The sequence below is a fragment of the Gilliamella sp. Pas-s25 genome, assembly GCF_009795885.1.
Lineage (GTDB): Bacteria > Pseudomonadota > Gammaproteobacteria > Enterobacterales > Orbaceae > Gilliamella.
The window spans coordinates 166584-188245 of record NZ_WTEV01000001.1 but is presented as its reverse complement, the minus strand read 5'-3'; the positions used below and the strand labels follow the sequence as shown (position 1 = coordinate 188245).

The 21662-nt window shown below is 35.1% G+C and carries 19 protein-coding genes and 1 other RNA gene; 17 read left to right on the top strand and 3 right to left on the bottom strand.

Annotated elements, in window-relative coordinates:
* Window positions 1-145: 145 nt before the first annotated feature.
* From GQ593_RS00855 to GQ593_RS00840, 4 genes are read left to right on the top strand one after another with little or no spacing between them, the layout of a single operon-like run.
* Complete coding sequence (locus GQ593_RS00855) at window positions 146-622, top strand: prepilin-type N-terminal cleavage/methylation domain-containing protein (protein ID WP_160430188.1); 477 nt, start codon at window positions 146-148, stop codon at window positions 620-622.
* Window positions 616-1179, top strand: coding sequence for a prepilin peptidase-dependent protein (locus GQ593_RS00850; protein ID WP_160430187.1), 564 nt, complete (start codon window positions 616-618; stop codon window positions 1177-1179). The genes GQ593_RS00855 and GQ593_RS00850 overlap by 7 nt, the downstream gene beginning before the upstream one ends.
* Window positions 1163-1603, top strand: coding sequence for a DUF2509 family protein (locus GQ593_RS00845; RefSeq protein WP_160430186.1), 441 nt, complete (start codon window positions 1163-1165; stop codon window positions 1601-1603). The genes GQ593_RS00850 and GQ593_RS00845 overlap by 17 nt, the downstream gene beginning before the upstream one ends.
* The gene (locus GQ593_RS00840; RefSeq protein WP_160430185.1) at window positions 1596-1925 is read left to right on the top strand and encodes a prepilin-type N-terminal cleavage/methylation domain-containing protein; all 330 of its coding nucleotides are present in this window, start codon (window positions 1596-1598) and stop codon (window positions 1923-1925) included. The genes GQ593_RS00845 and GQ593_RS00840 overlap by 8 nt, the downstream gene beginning before the upstream one ends.
* A gap of 21 nt (window positions 1926-1946) precedes the next feature.
* Here GQ593_RS00840 and GQ593_RS00835 read toward each other — a convergent pair whose 3' ends face one another.
* Window positions 1947-2696, bottom strand: a complete 750-nt coding sequence (locus tag GQ593_RS00835; protein ID WP_160430184.1) for an alpha/beta fold hydrolase — start codon at window positions 2694-2696, stop codon at window positions 1947-1949.
* Window positions 2697-2832: 136 nt separating this feature from the next.
* On the opposite strand from GQ593_RS00835, the gene GQ593_RS00830 reads away from it, so the two are divergent.
* The 13 genes from GQ593_RS00830 to GQ593_RS00770 all read left to right on the top strand — a co-directional run bounded on the left by GQ593_RS00830 (window position 2833) and on the right by GQ593_RS00770 (window position 16678).
* The gene (locus GQ593_RS00830; RefSeq protein ID WP_160430183.1) at window positions 2833-4776 is read left to right on the top strand and encodes an exoribonuclease II; all 1944 of its coding nucleotides are present in this window, start codon (window positions 2833-2835) and stop codon (window positions 4774-4776) included.
* Window positions 4777-4975: 199 nt separating this feature from the next.
* Entirely contained in the window at window positions 4976-5215 is a 240-nt protein-coding gene (locus tag GQ593_RS00825; RefSeq protein ID WP_202115318.1) for a YecH family metal-binding protein, read from the top strand.
* A gap of 205 nt (window positions 5216-5420) precedes the next feature.
* On the top strand, window positions 5421-6083 hold the full coding sequence (locus GQ593_RS00820; protein WP_160430182.1) for a hypothetical protein: 663 nt from the start codon (window positions 5421-5423) through the stop codon (window positions 6081-6083).
* A 74-nt stretch (window positions 6084-6157) separates the two neighbouring features.
* On the top strand, window positions 6158-7660 hold the full coding sequence (locus GQ593_RS00815; RefSeq protein ID WP_160430181.1) for a glucan biosynthesis protein G: 1503 nt from the start codon (window positions 6158-6160) through the stop codon (window positions 7658-7660).
* Window positions 7661-7684: 24 nt separating this feature from the next.
* Window positions 7685-10045, top strand: coding sequence for a glucans biosynthesis glucosyltransferase MdoH (mdoH, locus tag GQ593_RS00810; RefSeq protein ID WP_160430180.1), 2361 nt, complete (start codon window positions 7685-7687; stop codon window positions 10043-10045).
* A 64-nt stretch (window positions 10046-10109) separates the two neighbouring features.
* A complete protein-coding gene (gene epmA, locus GQ593_RS00805; protein ID WP_237397653.1) occupies window positions 10110-11084 on the top strand; it encodes an elongation factor P--(R)-beta-lysine ligase in 975 nt (324 codons plus the stop codon).
* Between the two features lie 2 nt (window positions 11085-11086).
* Entirely contained in the window at window positions 11087-12448 is a 1362-nt protein-coding gene (rmuC, locus tag GQ593_RS00800; RefSeq protein ID WP_160430178.1) for a DNA recombination protein RmuC, read from the top strand.
* 124 nt (window positions 12449-12572) lie between these two features.
* Entirely contained in the window at window positions 12573-12818 is a 246-nt protein-coding gene (gene xseB, locus GQ593_RS00795; RefSeq protein ID WP_085247520.1) for an exodeoxyribonuclease VII small subunit, read from the top strand.
* Window positions 12811-13680 carry a (2E,6E)-farnesyl diphosphate synthase gene (ispA, locus tag GQ593_RS00790; protein ID WP_202115317.1) on the top strand — a complete coding sequence of 290 codons (870 nt, stop codon included), beginning with the start codon at window positions 12811-12813 and terminating at the stop codon, window positions 13678-13680. Before xseB ends, ispA begins: the two co-directional genes overlap by 8 nt.
* 27 nt (window positions 13681-13707) lie before the next feature.
* Complete coding sequence (dxs, locus tag GQ593_RS00785) at window positions 13708-15564, top strand: 1-deoxy-D-xylulose-5-phosphate synthase (RefSeq protein WP_160430176.1); 1857 nt, start codon at window positions 13708-13710, stop codon at window positions 15562-15564.
* A gap of 7 nt (window positions 15565-15571) precedes the next feature.
* A complete protein-coding gene (gene zapA, locus GQ593_RS00780) occupies window positions 15572-15856 on the top strand; it encodes a cell division protein ZapA (RefSeq protein WP_065638104.1) in 285 nt (94 codons plus the stop codon).
* Between the two features lie 65 nt (window positions 15857-15921).
* A non-coding RNA gene (gene ssrS / locus GQ593_RS00775) (6S RNA) lies at window positions 15922-16102 on the top strand.
* A gap of 30 nt (window positions 16103-16132) precedes the next feature.
* Window positions 16133-16678, top strand: coding sequence for a 5-formyltetrahydrofolate cyclo-ligase (locus GQ593_RS00770; protein ID WP_160430175.1), 546 nt, complete (start codon window positions 16133-16135; stop codon window positions 16676-16678).
* A 408-nt stretch (window positions 16679-17086) separates the two neighbouring features.
* On the opposite strand, the gene GQ593_RS00765 is transcribed toward GQ593_RS00770, so the two are convergent.
* On the bottom strand, window positions 17087-19885 hold the full coding sequence (locus GQ593_RS00765) for a M16 family metallopeptidase (protein ID WP_160430174.1): 2799 nt from the start codon (window positions 19883-19885) through the stop codon (window positions 17087-17089).
* Between the two features lie 5 nt (window positions 19886-19890).
* Window positions 19891-21621, bottom strand: coding sequence for an ABC transporter ATP-binding protein/permease (locus GQ593_RS00760; RefSeq protein ID WP_160430173.1), 1731 nt, complete (start codon window positions 21619-21621; stop codon window positions 19891-19893).
* Between the last annotated feature and the right edge of the window lie 41 nt (window positions 21622-21662).

Below are 21662 nucleotides of genomic sequence, written 5' to 3'. Positions count from 1 at the left end.
TTAACTCTTCAGCAAAAAAATAAAAAACACCAAAATAAAAAATATAATTTATTTGGATAGTACATCACAAATTAAGCTCAACAAATAACTCATTATTTTATTTAAAGCTACACTAGCGCTATCACAATATAAAAAAGACAATATTATGCAAGATTGGGGATTTTCACTACTGGAATTGTTAATAGCCATCTGCATTAGTGCCATTTTAACCACTATTGGTATTGCACATTGGAAAGAGCAACAACGGCGTAATGAATTAGCCGATACAACCAAACAGCTGGCTTATTTTTTATATGAAGTTCAAATAAAAGCGTCAAGCAGAAACGAGAATTACATCATTCACCAATTTACATCACCTTGGTGCATTGCCATTACTCACAATGAAAAACCCACCTTGTGCAGTGCAGGCATACTTTATTTTATGAAACCAGATAATTCTGTTGAAATTAGTGAGTTAACAAATAATAAAACTGCTTTTATTTTAGGGCGCCGCAATATGGCACAAACAATCTCTTTTCAATTAAAAAATAAGATAGGTACCAGCAGAGTTTTAATTTCTTTAATTGGACGCATTCGTTTCTGTGCAGAAAACAGTTATATAACAGGTTTACCGCCATGTTAAAAGCATCTGGATATTCCCTATTTGAAATGCTCATTGGCATGATATTATCAAGCTTAATTGTGCTGGGAATGACCTCTTTTTACATTCAATTACAAGCAAGCATCATACAATATTATCAAAAAACACGTTTGCAACAGGCGATCGAATTGGGATTAGCCGGCATGAAGAAAGACATAAAACGCGCCGGTTTTATTGCTAATGATCCAAACAAAATGACCGCTAAAGCAATTGAAATCAATAAACAGTCCAAATGTATTATTCTGCGATATGATAGTGAGATTCGCAATTCATGGGTTTGGGATAGATTCAACCCAATGAGTTCAGATGTTTTTACCTATCGCTATAAAGAAAACAACATCGCCTATAGAACAGGATCAATAGATTGTGTTGGCAGCAAATGGGAAAACTTGTTCGATTCAAACGAAATTAAAGTAACCGACTTTACAATAAAACAGCTACCCTATGCTATAAGCCTATCAGTTACTGCTGAATTAAGAAAAAACAAACAGATTAAATATCATAGAACTGAAATAATCAAAAATGAAAACCGATTTTAAACAACATTATGTGTCGCATGGTTTTAGCACTATTTTAATGGTGATTATTTTAATGGTTGTGGGTTTGGTTATATTGATCGGCTTTAATTTGCTTATTGCCTCATGGCAAAAAGCGATATTAATGGAATGCCAATACTATCAGCGATTTAATCAAGCCAGTTCATCGTTAACGTGGGCAATTAGTCAAAATTGGCAAGCGCCTAAGGCTCATTGGCATTGTATGACCGAACCAACTTATCAACTAAAGGCCTGTATAAAACAGTCTTTATTAAAAGTCGATGAATATGTATTAGTCCGTGGCGAAGCCAAAGACGAAGATATTTATTTATATACACTTGCACATTTTGATAAAAATCGATTAATTGTCGAAAAAGGCCATTGGCTCGATTATTGCCCAGAAAAAAAGGCTATTCATTGTGAATAATAAAGATATAGCTGGCTTTAGTTTGATTGAAGTCATGATAGCAACGTTACTATTTTCAATTATTATGCTGGGATTTATTAACTATCAACAAGCGTTGCTCAATAAACATCGCTACTTTGCAAACTATTTGCGCGCCAATAAAATTGCTTTTCAGCTACTTGATAGCTATCCTTATACACCCAATGAAATTATCCCTTCTGGTTGGCGTTATACGATCACCAGTAAAAGATATAATGCCCAGTGTAAAATGGTGGTAATAACAGTTAGTGCACCCAACAAACAAGTCGTCAAACAGCAGCGTTTTTTTTGTGATTCACATTGATATTTAACAGTTAAATATTATTTAATCACCTAACCAGTTATGTAAAAGTTGTAAAACTTGCTGCGTTTTTTCAAAATGAACATTATGCCCTGCCCCTTCAACCACTTCAATTTTTGCATTCGGAAATTGCTCAAAAATAGCTTGATAAGCCTGATCGGTGATATAAGGTGAATTGCCACCGCGTATAAATAACGTCGGTTTTAACCAAGGTGAAATCGTTTGCCAATCGCAAATATGACCATACTGTTCGTTAATAGCCTGAATATTAAATAACCAATGTTCATTTTTAAACGATTTTAATAAAAAAAGAATGATTGCATCACTAATACCCTCTTGTCTCATTAAATCCATGATCTGTTTTTTGTCGGTAATCTTCTTTGCAAGGCAATAAGTTAATACTCTTAGAATGATAGCATTGGCTGAGCGCTGATATTTTATGGGAGCAATATCAATAGCAACTATTTTTTGGATAGTATCTGAGAGCACCTGTGACAATTGTAAAGCTACCTTGCCCCCCATTGAATGACCAATTAATATTATATCTTTTAATTGTAAATCATAACAAAGTTCAGCCACATCTTCGGCCATGGCTTGATAGTCCATCTTATCAGACCACGGCGAATGCCCATGGTTACGCAAATCAACTTGCACTGTTTGATAATGCTTTGCAAAATCTTTCGCAAGCATATTTAAATTATCTAAACTACCAAATACCCCATGCAAAAATACAATCGGCTGTCCATCGCCCTGCAATTTATAATTTAATTTCATACTGTAATTCGACCAATAATTTTAAGTAGCGTTATTATACGTCTATTTTCAACGTCATCACCGATTAATTCAATAACCACAATTTGCATAAATATGATAGAATTTAATACTAACTTTTTAACTAGTGTTAAGCCATATGTTTCAAAATAACCCTCTACTTGCACAATTAAAACAAGCACTCCATGAACAAACGCCTCGCGTTGAAGGTATTGTTAGAGCTCATGAAAAAGGATTTGGTTTTTTAGATGTAGATAATAAAAAAAGTTATTTCATCCCTGTCGCTAAGATGAAAACAGTCTGTAATGGCGATAAAGTTTCAGGAACAGTAATAAGTCATAACGATAAAGAGTCTTTCGAACCTGAATCATTAATTGAAGGTGCATTGCAACAATTTATCGGCAAAATTGGTTTTCAAGATCGTTCGATGGTGATCTACCCTGAAAATATGCCCACAAATTTCGCCATTTGCTGCAAAATAAACAAACAAGTTAGCGAAAAACTACAAGAAGGAGATTGGGTGGTTGCAACGCTTATTTCTCATCCTTTGCAAGAACAAAATAACCATTTCCTTGCTGAAGTTATTCGTTTTGTTTCAGAAAGCTGCTCACCTTATCAACTTTGGCTAAAAACATTAGCCCGTTACGATTTAGAAACGCACGCGCCACAAACCGAAACATTGACAATTAGCGAGGGTGAGCTAGTTAACCGTCAAGATTTAACCGATGTTCACTTTTTTACCATCGATAGCGAAGAGACTGAAGATATGGATGATGCCATTGCGGTTTCTAAAGATGAACAGGGGCATTATCAATTAATGGTTGCCATTGCTGACCCTACCGCATATGTATTACAAAATAGCGAATTAGATAATATTGCCAAAGTTAGAAATTTCACAACTTATTTACCTGATTTTAATATCCCTATGTTACCTGCAGATCTTGCCAATGAACTATGCTCATTAAAAGCAAATCAAAAACGCCCAGCAATGATATGTAAGATGAGTGTTGACCAAGCGGGCAATATTATTCCCGATGATATTTCCTTTATTCCAGCTTGGATTGAATCAAAGGCTAAACTAGCTTATAACCATGTCTCTAACTTTTTAGAAAATAATGACGAATTAACCACCAATAACCCAATTATTGTACAGCAATTAAACTGGTTAGCTGATTTAGCTAAAATTCGCATAACATGGCGACAAACTCATGCATTAGTCTTTAAAGATAATGGTGATTATCGCTTTAAACTTAATGAAAATCGTCAAGTTCAATCCATAATTAAAGAGACTCGTCGAATTGCTAATCATATTGTTGAAGAAGTCATGGTTCTTGCCAACCAAGCTTTAACATTACAATTACAACATAAAATTGGCTTTGGGATTTTTAATATTCATTCGGGCTTTGATAATAAATATATTGAACAAGTGGTAAATTTTTTAAATGATAACGGGATTACAGAGTTTGATAAAGAATCACTCTTATCTTTCGATGGATATGTAAAGTTACGACGTATAATCGACAATAATCCATTTTTGGCCACCAAGCTCCGCAAATTCCAAAGTCCTGCAGATTTTTCAACTGAGCCACAACCGCATTTTGGTTTAGGATTTGACGCCTATGCTACATGGACTTCACCAATACGTAAATACGGCGATATGGTCAATCATCGACTAATCAAAGCGTATATCCGCTCACAAGAATTAACCCCGCCAGATAAAGAGCAATTAAAAAGTATGAATGAAAGACGCAAAATATTACGCTTTGCTGAACGCGATATGGCTGAAAATCTTTATGCTCAATACTTATCAGATAAAATCGGCGAAAATTACTCAGCTGAAATTATTGATATTAATCGTGGTGGCGCTCGGGTTCGCTTATGTGATATAGGTGCTTTTGCATTTGTGCCGCTGTCAATGATTCACCCAGTCAAAGAAGAAATTATTCCATTACCCGATGAAGGCATCATCAAAATTAAAGGTGAAACTTGCTATAAACTAGCTGACACTATCTCGATTGTTATTCATCAAGTTAAAAGAGAAAATCAAACAATCATCGCCAAATTATCCATGAATAAAGAATAAAAATAACGTTACACTTTATTCAATGTTTTGCCACCGTCGCTCTTACTTTTCCCCTGATATACATCAGGGGAATCAGCAAAAGAAATTTATGATATTTTTAATATTTAACCTCTTTTTTTTACTGGTAATATCTGCTATCTTTCACTGCTCGAAACGTTGAGTTTCATGACTTAAATGAACAACAACTTAGGAGGCTATAATGTCAATTCACGGACATAAAGTTTTGCATATGATGGATGGGAATAACTACACAGAATCTTCCTTACTTAATGCCATCAAAGACAAATTTGGCGCAAATGCAAAGTTTCATACTTGTTCTCAATTTGATATGAATGCCGAGCAACTTATCACTTTTTTCAAATCAAAGGGTAAATTTAAACCTTCTGTTGTTCATGAATCTGTGTTTACAGTTGATAATAAAAAAATATGTAAACATTAGAAAAAACGGCTATATCGCTATATAGCAGGTTCTTTTATAAATTTAATTTAATCTGCTAGTGTTTTTAAAACAATAAGAGTATATAATTTTGCGCTACAATAATAATCGTTATCGGTAACGGTTGTTACTAATAACAGGATTAAATGGATAGCAAATTTGTTCACTTTGAAATTATACTCAAGAATATATTCATGGAATTTGATAAATGAAAGTAAGTAACATCCTTATATGCGCCATTGTCTCTATTCTTGTCGCAAGTTGTGCCCAAAAAGTTTCACCAAAAAAAAATAAAGAAACGATTTCACAAGCAGATCAGCTATTTCTATTAAAACAACAAACTGAAACTAATGACCCTTATGTCGTTGATGCTAAAAATCAATTAATTCAGATTGTTGGTGATAAAAACTTCGACAACTATATTACCAAACATGGCATTTTAAATTGCAAAGATGATAGTAACCAGTCATCATGTGTGTTGAGTTTTTATTTGAACGAAAATTATAAATTAAAGTATGGTATGCAACTCAAAAAAGTAGTTGAAGAAAACCAAGCTGAACATGATATTGAATTAAGCAAAATAAAAGCAACTGACACCAATATTAAAAATTATTGTCAGGATTCGGCCGATTTTGTTGCTGCAATTTATACAAAAGATACCGCTAAAATAACCCAATATTTTCAACCACAATTTAGAATGTCTGAACAAGATATATTATCCTTAAAAGCAAAGATTGCTAAAGATGACTATTCTCACTTCCTGATTGATGAAAATCCGAGCATCATTCAAGAAATAAAAGTAGATTATGTCGAAAAATGCTTGGGTGCCCCAAAAGATAATATTATCAACTACTTCAATATTTTTAGATAATAATGCGAGCCTTTATGTACAATTTTTTACCCAATAATCCTTTTAGTCAAACACTAATTAGCAAGGTGCTTTGCATGGCTTGTGTTTCTTGCATTAGTTTTTCTTCGTGGGCCTTTTCGTTTGATGATGTGGTTGCAAAAGCCGAAAAATCATCCCAAAAAGCTTATGTTCAGCCATCTAAAAATATACCAAACGAATTAGCATCTTTACAATTTGCTGATTATCAAAAAATTCTATTTAATCATCAAAAGGCCTATTGGGGTGATCGAAAAAGCCGTTTTAAACTTGAGTTTTATCATGAAGGTATGTACTTTGACGTTCCAATAAAAATCAATGAAATTGTTGATAATCAAGTTAATCCAATTAAATATGATCCTAGCTATTTTGATTTAAGCCAAATCAAACTTGATAAACTAGACAATAAAAATCTTGGTTTTGCTGGCTTTAAAGTTCATTATCCAATTAATACGCCAACAAAAACTGATGATGAAATATTCTCAGCACTTGGTGGCAGTTATTTTCGTGCAGTAGGAAAAGATCAGCGATATGGCCTTTCAGCTAGAGGTCTGGCTATTGACACAGGAGAAATGTCCGGAGAAGAGTTTCCACGTTTTAAAGAGTATTGGATTGAAAGGCCTGAACCAAACCAAAAGCATTTAGTTATCTATGCATTACTCGATTCACCAAGTGTTACTGGCGCTTATAAAATTACACTCGTACCAAGTGTTGATACTACTATCACCGTGCAAGCGAAAATATTCTTCCGTAATTCAGTAAAAAAATTAGGCATAGCGCCATTAACCAGTATGTTTTTATTTGGACCTAATCAACCATCACCATTGCTAAATTACCGTCCAGCAATGCATGATTCAAATGGGCTTTCTATATTAGCTAATAATAATGAATGGATTTGGCGTCCATTAAATAATCCAAAGCGTTTATCGTTTTCATCTTATAGTTTAGAAAACCCAAAAGCATTCGGTTTAATTCAGCGTGATAAAGGTTTTGATGATTATCAAGATCTTGATGATCACTATGAAAAACGACCAAGTGTTTGGACTGAAATTTTAGGTGATTGGCACAAAGGACGCGTTGAATTAGTCGAAATTCCAACATCTGATGAAACTAACGACAATATTGTTACTTTTTGGGTACCCGAAAAACAATACAAAGCGGGAGATGCACTTGATATCAAATATCGATTACATTATTCATTAAACGAAAAACAACGTTATCCCAATAATGTAGCAAAAGCAGTTAGCACACGCTTATCACTAGGTGATATAAAACAAGCTAATTTAATTCGTAAACTTGATGGTTCTAATGCATATGTGATTGACTTCGCCGGTTCAACATTATCAGAAAATGAGCCAGTCAAAGTGATTTCAAGTATTAACAATGGTTCTATCGTAAGTTGTGACAAGCAATACAATCCAGTAATTAAAGGCTGGCGAGTAATTGTTCGATTCAACGTTGAAGACAGTAAAAAAGCAACTGATATTCGCATACAACTCGCTTCGCAAGCAACTAATGAAGTGATTTCCGAAACTTGGAGTGGGCAATATCCCGCACAATAATTATTATATTATTATGATAAAAATATGAAAAAAGATTACTTTGCCCATCTTTCTGACGCTGAAGTTTGGCATCAGAAATGTGAAAACAATGCAACGCCACCTGACGATGTCGAGTTTTTAAAATATCGTTTAAACCAAGTTGGTGATACATCTTCCTTTATTGATGACCGAAGGCAACAACCGAGTTATCCTAAAGTTGATCGCGTTTCAATTCAACCACAGATATGGAACCAACGCTATACGGCCAAAGCGAAATTTGGCATTAATGTCCTAGCTATAATCCGTCGCTTTATTATGTTTGTACTCATTACTGTACAAACCTATTACGGAACCACTTACCTATCGTCTTTACTGCCTTATCAAAGTTGGCAAAAAATCAATTTTATGGCAAATTGGGATATCAATCCTGAATTAGCCATTTACAGTATAATCCCTTATATTATCCAAGGTGCGATTATTACCTTATTTGCTATTTTGTTTTTCTGGATTTCGATTGGTTTTTGGACCAGCATTATGGGGCTAATATTGGCTGTTATGGGAAAAGATCGTTACACTATCCCTATTCCTAATGACCCTGCATCGCATATTGATGCTAAGCATCGAACTGCACTTGTTATGCCAATTTGTAATGAAGATGTTGCTCGGGTATTTGCTGGATTACAGGCAACTTATCAGTCCCTTGTTGAAACAGGTCACGCCGCTTGCTGTGATTTTTTTATCTTAAGTGATACTAACGATCCCGATCTATATGTCAACGAACTTAAAGCTTGGGCGGAATTTAATGCGACAAAACCAAACAACGGTTGTAATATTTTTTATCGTCACCGCAAACGTCGAGTGAAACGTAAAAGCGGTAATATTGATGATTTTTGCCGCCGTTGGGGTCATCAATACGAATACATGATGATCCTTGATGCCGACAGTATTATGACCGGTGATTGTATCTTAAAAATGATTGCCATGATGGAAATGACTCCTAAAGCAGGCATTTTACAATCCCCGCCAAAATCCGTCAGAATGACAACGCTTTACGGACGTATTCAACAATTTGCTAACCAAATTTACAGCGATATCTTCTGTTCTGGCACACATTTTTGGCAACTAAGCGAAGCCCAATATTGGGGACACAATGCCATGATTCGCTTAAAACCTTTTATAGAACATTGCATATTATCGCCACTTCAAAAACGTAAAGGAACAATTCATATCTTATCGCATGATCTGGTTGAAGCAACACTTATGCGTCGTGCCGGCTATGGCGTTTGGATTGCTTATAATATGAACGGCAGTTATGAAGAGCTACCCGGTAATATGATTGAAGATCTAAAACGCGATAATCGTTGGTGTATGGGCAACTTAATTAACCTAAGGTTAATTTTCAAAAGCGGTATTAAATTAACACACCGCATCATGTTTGCAACTAGTGGTATGGCTTATATCTCTTCATTATTGTGGTTAGTGTTTTTAATATTTTCAACACTATTATTATTGGTGTTTAATATTTCTGAACCCCAATACTTCTTCCAACCTAACCAATTTTATCCAACTTGGCCAAGGTGGGATGAGCAATTGGCCATACAACTACTCTCAACCACGATGGTTTTACTATTTGCACCTAAATTTTTCAGCTATGGCATTATTATAGCCAGAACAGGGGCAAAAGATGTTGGTGGTATATTTAAATTAACCTTATCAATACTAATTGAAATGGTTTGGTCGATGATCCTTGCGCCAATACGCATGATCTTCCATAGTAAATTTGTACTTAGAGCATGGATGGGTAGCAAAATTCAATGGAAGTCACCTTCCCGAAGTGACGATGCGTTAACATGGGGAGAATCATTTTATTTTTGTTGGCCACTGTCGCTATTAGGCATTGTATGGCTAGGGATAATAATCTGGCTGAATCCACAATTTACTTATTGGTATATAGCAATATTAATACCTTTAACCATTTCGCCTTTAGTAATTAGGGTATCGGGGCTTTCTAGCATTGGTATGAAAGCAAAAAAAGTAGGGTTATTTTTAACACCAGAAGAAACCCACCCTGCAAAAGCAATCACACTTACAGGTGAATATTTAGTTAAAACTGAAGCGGCATTTATTGAAAATGGCTTTGTTATGGCGTTGGTCGATCCTATCTATAATGCGCTAGCTTGCGCTTTATCAACGTCACGACATCAAGTGAATAATAAAAACCAACAAAAACGTGATGAACTTATTGCTCAGTATCAACACATAGATTTAGAAAAAATGAGTAAAGAAAAACAGTTAGCAATTTTAGAAGATCCTATTATTCTTTCCGCATTACATCGTCATATTTGGCAGCAACAAGAAAAATACGACAATTTGTTCTCATTATGGCAAAATGAACGCCAACAATAAGAAATAGGGCTTTTGCCCTACTTCACTTCTTTTAGTAACTAATCAAAAACCCATGGATATTTTTATGACTTGGCAACCTTCTGCATCTATCAATAATTTACTTAAGCGCGCAAAAATTGTTTCTCAAGTACGCCAATTTTTTGCTGATCGCTGTATTTTAGAGGTTGAAACACCGACCTTAAGCCAATATGCAGTAACAGACGTGCATTTAAGTTCTTTTCACACTAAATTCTTAAAACCAGGGGAGCACGAAGAACAACAAGGGCAACAAATGTCATTAATTACCAGCCCTGAATATCATATGAAGCGCTTACTAGCCGCTGGCAGTGGTCCTATTTATCAAATGTGTAAATGTTTTCGTAATCATGAAGAAGTTAGTCGTTATCATAACCCTGAGTTCACCATGCTCGAATGGTATCGCATCCAATTTGATATGATGCAAATGATCAATGAAGTCGATGACTTACTGCAAACTGTTTTAGATTGTGAACCGGCTGAACGTATTTCTTATCAAAAGGTATTTCAACGTCATCTTAATATTGACCCTTTAGAAGCTGATCACGCAACCTTAGTTAATGCCGCAAACCAACTTGATATTGGACTTAATACTGACAATTATGATAAAGATGGATTACTCCAATGCTTGTTCACTTTTGGTGTTGAACCGCATATTGGGCAAGATAAACCTATTGCAGTATTCAACTTTCCAGCATCACAAGCAGCATTAGCTGCCATTAGTTCAGAGGATCACCGAGTAGCGAGCCGTTTTGAGTTCTATTACAAAGGTGTTGAACTTGCTAATGGTTTTAAAGAACTCACCAATGCTCAAGAACAACGAATGCGTTTTGAACAAAATAATTTAGATCGCACAAATCAAAACCTACCAGCACAAAATATTGACATTGAGTTACTCGCTGCCATGGAAGCTGGCCTACCTGACTGTGCGGGTGTTGCGGTAGGATTAGATCGTTTAATTATGCTTGCACTAGAGTGCAAAAATTTAGATGAAGTGATGTCATTTACTTTTGAAAGGGCTTAATTATGTTCAATAATTTAGGATTAGCCGAATGGATTGCGATTATTATTGGTATTGCCGCCCTAATTTTATTGGTGTTAACAGTAAAATCGCACCTAACAATTAATAATTTACATCAACTATTTGATCTGCAACTGATCCAAAAAAAGGAAGAAAACCAATCTTTAACAATTCAAGTAAGACAGCTGGAGCATCAATTAGATCAGTATCGACAACAAAATCTAGCGCAAAATGTCAAAATTAGTGAACTCAAAACACGTTTAGAAGAAACGTTAAGTGCTACCCAAGAACGGCAAACGATATTAGAACAAAGTGAACAACGGCTCACGACCCAATTTGAAAACCTTGCCAATCGTATTTTTGAACAAAGTGGCAAAAAGATTGAGCAACAAAATAAACAAAGCCTTGATTTTTTACTTTCACCACTCAAAGAACAGCTAGAAGGTTTCAAAAAACAAGTACAAGATAGTTTTGGTCAAGAGGCTAAAGAACGCCACACACTCACGCATGAAATTCGTAACTTGCAACAGCTAAATGAGCAAATGAGCAAAGAAGCAACCAACTTAACCAATGCGCTAAAGGGCAATAACAAAACCCAAGGGAACTGGGGCGAATTTATCCTAAGCCAAATTCTAGATAATTCAGGATTACGTTCAGGTTATGAATATGAAACTCAAGTCAATTTAACGAACGAAAGTAATCAGCGATTACAACCCGATGTTATTGTTCACTTACCGCAAGGCGGGGACGTGGTTATTGATTCAAAAGTAACATTAGTTGCCTATGAGCGTCATTTTAATAGTGATGACGAAACAATTAAAGCGAAAGCGATGACCGAACATTTAGCAGCTGTTCGTAACCACTTAAAGCAACTGAGCCAAAAAGATTATCATAAACTCATTGGTATTAATTCATTAGATTATATTTTGATGTTTATCCCTGTCGAGCCAGCATTTTTAAGTGCGATCGATAATGATCCTGCATTAATCAATGATGCTTTAAAAAATAATATTATGATAGTCAGCCCAACCACATTGTTAGTGGCATTACGAACTATTCATAATTTATGGCGATTTGAATATCAAAATCGTAATGCCCAGCTGATTGCTGATAGAGCAAGTAAACTGTACGACAAAATGCGCGGCTTTGTTGAAGATATGGAAAACCTAGGCAGTTGTTTAGACAAAGCACAACAGACTTATCAAAATTCCATGAACAAATTATCAAAAGGTCGTGGTAACGTAATTGGGCAAATTGAACGATTCCGTGAAATGGGTATTGAAGTTAAAAAACCGATTAATCCAAATATTACCTTATTAGCAATGGAAGAGTCTAATTACGAAGATGAGAGCAAATCAACAAATTAGCTAATCGTTAAATCAAAGGTTAACAAGCATTAATATCGCTTGCGCAGTGATAAATAAGCAAACGCCGTGATTCACGATTATTTGAAATAAGTGTATACTCATCAAACGTAAAGAGGAATTGAAAATGGCAAAAAAACAAGACAAAGAAGTAAGTTTCGAACAGACACTTAAACAGCTCGAAACCATTGTATCTCAACTAGAAAACGGCGATTTACCATTAGATGAAGCGCTAACTGAGTTCGAAAAAGGAATTAAATTAGCAAAAGCAGGACAAAAACAGTTACAGCAAGCCGAGCAACGCATTCAGATTTTATTATCTGAAAATAGTGATGCCGAACTGTCAGAGTTCTCAAATGATAATAATGAATAGTTTAAAACCATTACAAGAACGAATTGACTCGTTTTTAACTACCTGTATTTCACAAATTAAGCCATCCACACTTCAACAAGCAATGCGTTACAGCTTGCTGGCTGGTGGCAAACGGATTCGACCTATTTTAGTCTATTTAACAGGCAAAATGTTCAATTGCCCGCTTTCTAAATTAGACGAAGTGGCTGCCGCCATTGAATTAATTCATACCTATTCATTGATTCATGACGACCTACCCGCCATGGATAATGACGATTTACGCCGAGGCAAACCAACCTGCCATATCCAATTTGGTGAAGCACAAGCAATATTGGCTGGTGATGCCTTGCAAAGCTTAGCTTTTTCATTATTAGCAGGCAGTGAGTTAATCGATGCAGATGCTAAAATCAAAATGATAGCTGAGCTTGCCCATGCCAGTGGTGTTACCGGTATGTGCCTTGGTCAATCGCTCGATTTACAAGCCACACATCAGTCAATTAACCTTGAACATTTGCAAAAAATCCATTGTTATAAAACTGGCGCTTTAATCAAAGCAGCTATTCGTTTAGGTGCTTTTGCTTGTGATGATATAGCAAAACCATACCTTATAACACTCGATCACTATGCCGAAGCAATTGGACTGGCATTTCAAATTCAAGATGATATTTTAGACATCATTGGTGAGCAATCTATTATGGGTAAACCGCAAGGTTCAGATCTGGCTCATGAAAAAAGCACATACCCTGCATTAATTGGACTTGATAACGCAATAAAACTCACTGAGCAACTTTATCAGCAAGCTATCGATAGTCTAAAGCCAATACCTTATAATAGCCAGCCATTGCAGGATCTTGCTGGTTTTATTATTAATCGTAATAGTTAACAACTAACTAAAATATAGCATTACATAATGAATTTAGATAATTACCCATTGTTAAAACAGATAGATTCGCCCGAGGATCTAAGAGGTTTTCCTCAGTCACAGTTATCGGCGATTTGCCACGAGCTTAGGCAATATTTACTAGCATGTGTTAGCCAATCAAGTGGTCATTTAGCATCGGGGCTAGGCGTGGTTGAATTAACCACAGCACTGCATTATGTCTATCATACACCTTTTGATAAAATTATTTGGGATGTTGGTCATCAAGCCTATCCTCATAAAATTTTGACTGGTCGTCGCGATCAAATGCTCACTATTCGCCAAAAAGGAGGGCTTCATCCATTTCCTCATCGTAATGAGAGCGAATATGATGTACTAACCACAGGGCATTCTTCGACTTCAATTAGTGCTGCGCTTGGAATTGCAATTAGTGAACAAAAAAAACAATCAGGTAAAAAAGTTGCCGCTATCATTGGCGATGGTGCATTAACGGCTGGTATGGCATTTGAAGCGATGAATCATGCTGGTCATGTTAAGCCCGATATGCTAGTGATAGTTAACGACAATGACATGTCGATTTCAGCAAATACCGGCGCACTAAGCCAACATCTTACTCAAATCTTATCAAGTAGAGCCTATACCTCTTTTCGGGAAAGTGGCAAACGTGTATTAGCAAATATTCCGCCATTAAAAGAACTGATTAAAAAGACTGAAGAACACTTAAAAGGATTAATCACACCAGCCGTCTTATTTGAAGAACTAGGTTTTAATTATATAGGTCCTGTTGACGGGCATGATGTTGATGGTCTAGTGACAACTTTACAAAAAGTTCGCCAACTAAAAGGCCCACAACTGCTGCATGTGATTACACAAAAAGGCAAAGGTTATGCGCCAGCTGAAAAAGATCCGACTTTATGGCACGGCGTACCAAAATTTAATCCTAATGAAGGCATCTTACCTATCGCCACAAAAGCAATCCCAACATATTCGCAAGTTTTTGGCGATTGGCTATGCGAAATGGCGCAAAATGATAAACGTTTAATGGCAATAACCCCTGCAATGAGCGAAGGTTCAGGTATGACAAAATTTGCCAATTGTTATCCAGACCAATTTTTTGATGTTGCAATAGCTGAACAACATGCTGTTACCCTAGCTGCTGGGTTTGCAATTAGTGACTTAAAGCCTGTTGTAGCTATTTACTCAACTTTTTTACAACGCGCATATGATCAAGTTATTCATGATGTTGCCATTCAAAACCTACCTGTATTATTTGCCATCGATCGTGCTGGCATCGTTGGCGCCGACGGTGAAACTCACCAAGGTGCATTTGACTTAAGTTATCTACGCTGTGTACCTAATATGGTCATTATGACACCGAGTGATGAAAACGAATGTCGGCAAATGCTGTACACAGGCTATTTACATAATGGACCTGCGGCAGTGCGTTATCCTCGAGGGGAAGGCACTGGTACACAATTAACACCATTAACCGTAATTCCTTTAGGGCAATCTAAATTATACCGACAAGGTAAGAATATTGCTTTACTTAATTTTGGCACTTTGCTTACCGAAGTTTTACAAGCAGCTGAGCAAATCAATGCTACAGTCATTGATATGCGTTTTGTTAAACCATTAGATGAAAAAGTCCTTTTGCACATTAGCCAAACTCATAATATACTTGTCACTATTGAAGAAAATAGTATTAAAGGCGGTGCCGGTAGCGGTGTCGGTGAATATTTATTATCGAAAAAAATAAAATGTGATGTTTTAAATATTGGACTCCCTGATAAGTTTATTTCTCAAGGAGCGCAAAGCGAAATTAGACAAGAGATGGGATTAGACCAAAAGCACATTATCGATAAAATTAATAATTTTATGAATCAATAGGTTAAATATGGAAACTCAAGCTGTCACTATTCAAATTTTTGGACGAACATTAAAATTTAATTGTCCGGTTGATGAAGTCGACGCACTTAATTGTGCAGCAAAGGATCTTGATGCGCGCTTAACAAATTTACGAGAAAAGTCTCCACAAGTTGGTAGCGATCAACTTATTATGACTGCCGCGCTAAACATTTCTTATGAATTAACCAAAGAAAAAGAAAAAAGCAATGAGTTTGGTAATCGGCTTAAAATGTTACAGCAATTACTTGATTCTGCCTTAAATCCCAACAATTAACCATTTAAATTGTAAATTTAATACAAATGGTATTGTATGATCCGTTAAATTTTGTATTATGGTATCCATCTCTGAGATGATCGCGATGCGGGTTAGTCCCCTGAGCCGATATTCTTAACTTAAGAACGGAGTGACTTTTAGTTGGTGTGTATGCCTTACTTGTAAGGAAACCTAAAAATTAAAACACGATGTTCACCTTGAACCTTGGGTTCAAGGGTTACGACCCTAACGACATCTTGGAGTGTTCTTTCGAACTTGCAGCAACAGTGAAAACTGATGAATATTAGGCAAATTATCCGTCAAAAAAGACGACAATTATCTCCCGATGAACGTGAGATTGCACAACAAGCTATATATCAAAAAATTGCCCGTCACCAAGCGATTAATGCTGCAAAAAATATTGCTATATTTTTATCATTTGATGGCGAAGTCGAAACCCAACCTATAATTAATTATTTATGGCAACAAAATAAATCTGTTTATTTACCTATTATTCACCCATTTTCCTCCAAACATTTACTCTTCTTAAAATATACTAGCCAAACTCAACTTATAAAAAATAAATTTGGTATATTAGAACCAGAATTAAATAGATTAAATGTGCTTCCTTCCCGCCAACTGGATATTGTTTTCACCCCGCTGGTTGCTTTTGATCAACGAGGTTATCGTATGGGAATGGGTGGCGGATTTTATGACCGATTACTAGCAGATTATCAAACCCAACAAATTTTACCTATTGGGCTTGCATTTGCTTGCCAAAAAGTACAACAGCTAGATAACAAACCATGGGATGTTCAATTACCTGAAATCATCTATGCTTAAATTGTTTTATTTTTTATTGAAACTATAAATTACAATTATTCTTATTATAAAGAATAAATTGTAACAGTTTTACCTTCATATCTAGAAATTCTGCCTAGATATAAAAATTAGTTTATTAGGAAAACGAAGATTCAAAATAAAAAGACTTGCCATAATTAGACACCTAAAATAAATAGAATAACCGTTGTTTAAGCAAATTTAATGGCTCATGGTTTAAACTGGAAACCATATTTTTGTTTATATAAGGCATCTTTTTGTCACTAAAAAGTTTGATTAAACAATAAGCCGATCATAATTATGAGAGTAGGACATAGAGATTACCCGTATAAAAACATCTAAAATATAGGATTAAAAGTAATACCCCATATGCTGGCTTATTACTTTAACTCCATAACAAAATTAATAATTTTATTGATTCAAGCTGTTATTTTCTTTTGGCAATAAAGTGAAAATTTTTGGATTTTTACCTAATAATTGCTTCGCTAAATGATTGATATCCTCCAATGCGATAGCTTCAATGATATTTGGTTGTGTCTTTAACTCATCAAAACGATCTCCATCAGCAGCTATTTGTGCCATAGCTGTTAACCAATAAGTAGAACTTGTCACCTTTTCTTGATGATCGAGTAACCATGATTTTTTCGCCTGCTCTAGTTCATCTAAGGTAATACCATCATGTGCTACTGATTGAATCACTTTATCAGCCAGTAAAGTTAAAGCGTTAACCTTATCTGGTGCCGTGGTGAAATTTAACCTAGCCAAATAATAAGGAGTCGGATATTTAATCAATTGTTGAGAAAAAATAATCGTATAAACACCAGAAGCTTGTTCCCTTACATAATGACGTAGCCTTAAATTAACAATATAATCAAGTAATTCAAGTTTCAGTTGATCACTAAGCTGCCATGATTTTTGCTCAGAATAAAGTATGCTGACCATCGATTTATCACTGCTAGCCATTGGATAGGCTTTTTGCATTGAATGATGAATTGGTGTGATACCATTATCTATCCATGTAGTTTTCCTATCAACAACAGGTAAACCTGCAAACCAACATTCCACTAAGGGCTTAATGTCATCAATATTAAAACGTCCAGAAATAATAATATTAGCTGATAGCGGTAAGCTAAACGTTTGTGAATAGAATTGTTTAAGTTGATCAGCAGTAAAATTGATCCAAGGTCCTTTTGGCGAAACGAGTAAACGCTCGCCATGGTTAAAAGCATTTTTATTGATTAAATCTAAAAATTGTCTTTCAACAGGTTGTTTTGCGTAAGCCAAGCCCAATTGTTGTTTGGTCTTAGCTAATCTTTCTGGGTCAAAATTAGCCGCTGTTAATTTCAAATAGAATAATTTAAATAATGATGCTAATTGATCATTGGGGGCTTTTCCACGTAAACCATGATAAAGTAATTCTGCATAAGGGTAAACGCTAACTTGATGTTGCCGTTCAAATTGGTTTAATTTTGCTGCACTATAAGATCCATATCCACTGGCTTCAGCCAATCTTTGAGACCAACGCATAATACCTAATTGTTGATAGGTATCTAGGGATAATCCTCCTGGAATTTGTAATAATATTTCAATATCACTTGATAAAGTATTATCAGGACGAGCAATAACACGAAGTCCATTGCTTAATTGCCACTCATATGCTTTTATTTCGCTGATGTTACGGGTTGTTTTAATCTTTCCTTGCTCTAACGGTACTATATCAAGGTTAACATCCACCTTTTTAAAAGAAAAGTCACCTAGCTGAGTTTGCCTAATAGATTGCCATAATTGTTTGATTTGAGATATATTAATAGCTTTTTCATCACTATCAGGTCCAATAATAGCAATCCGTAAATCAGCACTATTTAACCTTTCAGCCACCATTGTTTGCAATTGTTCTGGATTAACATTTTTTAAAATCTTTTCTGTTTGTGTTAATTGTTGCTGTTTATTTTGTATGGGCAAACTATTGGTGATGTTGTTAACTAATTGATTAGCTAAATAATCATTTTGATAATTACTTTCATTTTCTGATTGTTGTTTTAATTTTGTCAAGATTTGCGTTTTTACCTGCTGCAATTCAATTTCAGATACACGATTGGTTGACATCCGCTGTAATTCAGTAAAAAGATGCTTTATTACATCTAAATACTGTTGATCTTTTGGCTGTGCAAAAATAAGATATTGCATACGTTTATCATCAAATAAGATCCCTTGTTGATTAACTTGAGAATTAGGCAATATCTGATTTTCTACCAATAACGATAACCGTTGATTAAGTAGTGTTAACCAGACTAGATCAAAAACGTCTTCTTTTATGCCTTGTGGTGTATTTAAGGTTGTTGGCAAATTACGTTGTAATGCTAATTGTATTAGCCTTTGCCCTTGTTCACGATCAAGAATAATCTTAACTAATGGCTCACTCTGCGATGCAAAAGCCCTTAATTGAGGAACATCAACAGGTGCATTACCTCGAGGACGTTGACCAAAAAACTTAGCAATCCACTGTTTTGCGACTTTAGTATCAAAGTTTCCTACAACAACTAGGCTCATTCTTTGAGGTTGATACCAATTGGAATAAAAGGTTTTCGCCTCTTCTACAGGCGCATTTTTTATAATATCTAACGAACCAATCGGTGCTCGATCAGCATATAAGCTACCATGATAACGTAATTCATCTAAGATAGTATTAATACGATAAGCCACACCTTGTCGTAAACGCCATTCTTCGATAATAACATCGCGTTCACTTTCATAATCTTTCGATTCAAAAGAAATATGATAAGCCCAATCAGATAATACCATTAATCCCTTTTCTACCTGTTGATCTGTACTAGTTGGTAACGACAAACGGTATACAGTAGAATTAAAGCTGGTCGCAGCATTTATATGGCTACCTAAATGAATACCATGCTCTTCTAGCGACTTAAAACTTGATTTATCTGGGAAATTTTTTGTTCCTTTAAATGCCATATGTTCAACAAAATGCGCTAAACCTAGTTGCTTTTCATTTTCTTGCAAGGAACCACTGTGCACAATTAACCTTAATTCTAATCCTGCTTTTGGGCGTGGTTGTAGATAAACGGTTAAACCATTCTCTAATTGGTAAGTTTCTATTGCTGGATCAGTGTCAATTGGCGTTATTGCCCAACATAAATGAGGAAAATTTAGCAATAAAATAAATAAAGTACGATATAAATAATTTTTTAACATAGTATTTAAACCTTAGATACAAACACATTATCAACAATACTGTTCAGTTTAGCTAATTCTTGACTTGACGGATTAACATTAGTATCTAAATTGATCATGTATTTAACATAATTTTGTATCGGCTGATGAGAAACAAAGATCACTGCGCTTTCAGGCAGTTTTTCTTGTAATAACGAAATAAGTTGATAAACGCTTGGTAAATCCAATGCGGAAGTTACTTCATCTAATAATATCAGATCGGGTTTATTAAGTAATAATCGAGCAAACATTAAGCGTTGCTGTTCCCCACCCGATAGACGGTTGCTCCAATCATCTTCCGTTTCTAATTCACTATTTAATTTATCTAAACCCACCAATGACAACGTTTCAATTAGTGCATCTCGAGCAAAACTTTGCGGACACGCTGGATAAGTCAATAAATTATCTAATCTATCATAGCTAAGCCAAATTTTTTGTGGGATCCACAGATAATTATCTGTGCGTTGAATGACACCTTGATAGTTTGCCCAAAAACCACTAATGGCTTTTAATAGTGTCGATTTGCCTATACCAGAAAGCCCTTGAAGTAATAGAGTATCTCCCTTAGCTAACTCAATATTAGTTGATAATAATACCTGCTGATTATCCGCACTTCGTAATACTACTTGTGCATCGAGTAACTTATCCTTATTGGTAGATGGGATAATAGTGTTTTCAGGTAGCTCATCTAAAAGTCGAATAAAATGATAAAGCCGAGTTACCGTTGCTTGCCAAATAGCAATATCTCGGTATGCATAAATAAACCAACTTAATGCCGATGAAACCTGCATAAAGGCTTGCCTAATCTGCATTAAGCCACCTAAATTAATTAAGCCAGCAATAAATGCCGGTAAGGCAAAAAAAATGGGGGCTAAAGAAGAAACTTGTTGATAACCTACACTAAAAAATGAAAGATTTCTTTCATTATTCATCAAATTTTGCCAATTATGAATAATAGCAGTAAATTTGTTTTGTAATCTAGCTGTTTCTTGTTTTTCACCATGTTGACCAGCAATTGCTTCGCTAGATTGATGACAATAAATCAAGGCTGCACGATAATCAGCTTCACTTCTTTGTTTTTCCACATTAATCTTATGTAATGGTTTGCCTATAGCATGCGTACAAATAACGCCTAATAATGTATAAATAAGACAGACAAAAACCATATAACCTGGAATATAAATATCCATCGATAGCAAAGTAAAGGAAATAGCACCAGATAGTGTCCAAAGAATGGCAGTGAAAGAGATTAACGTCATACATGAACGCAAAAATGAAAGCAATAAATCCAATGATTGTTTGATTAGTAAATAAACATCTTCCGCAATACGTTGATCGGGATTATCTAGTTTATCTTGCCTACATTTAAGGTGATAGTGGTGAGAATGTTTAGATAACCATTGCTTAGTTACCTTTTCTGTCATGTGGTGACGCCAAATTATTAACAATTTCTTTTGTAAATAATCAGCGTACACAACAACCAAAATCATAATAACAATAAGAACTATAAAATCGCCTAATAAACGATAAAGAATTTGCCCATTTAAAGTCTGTAAAGCATTATAAAAATCACCATTCCATTGATTTAATTTAACATTAAACCATACAGTAGATAAGCTTAATACGATAACAGAGAGTAATAATAACCAAGCCACCTTTGATGCTGATGAACACCAAAATGGCTTTACTAAATATAAAAATTGTTTAATTTTTTGCATATTTATGCGGTACTAAAATTTATATTATTTTGACAAAAGTA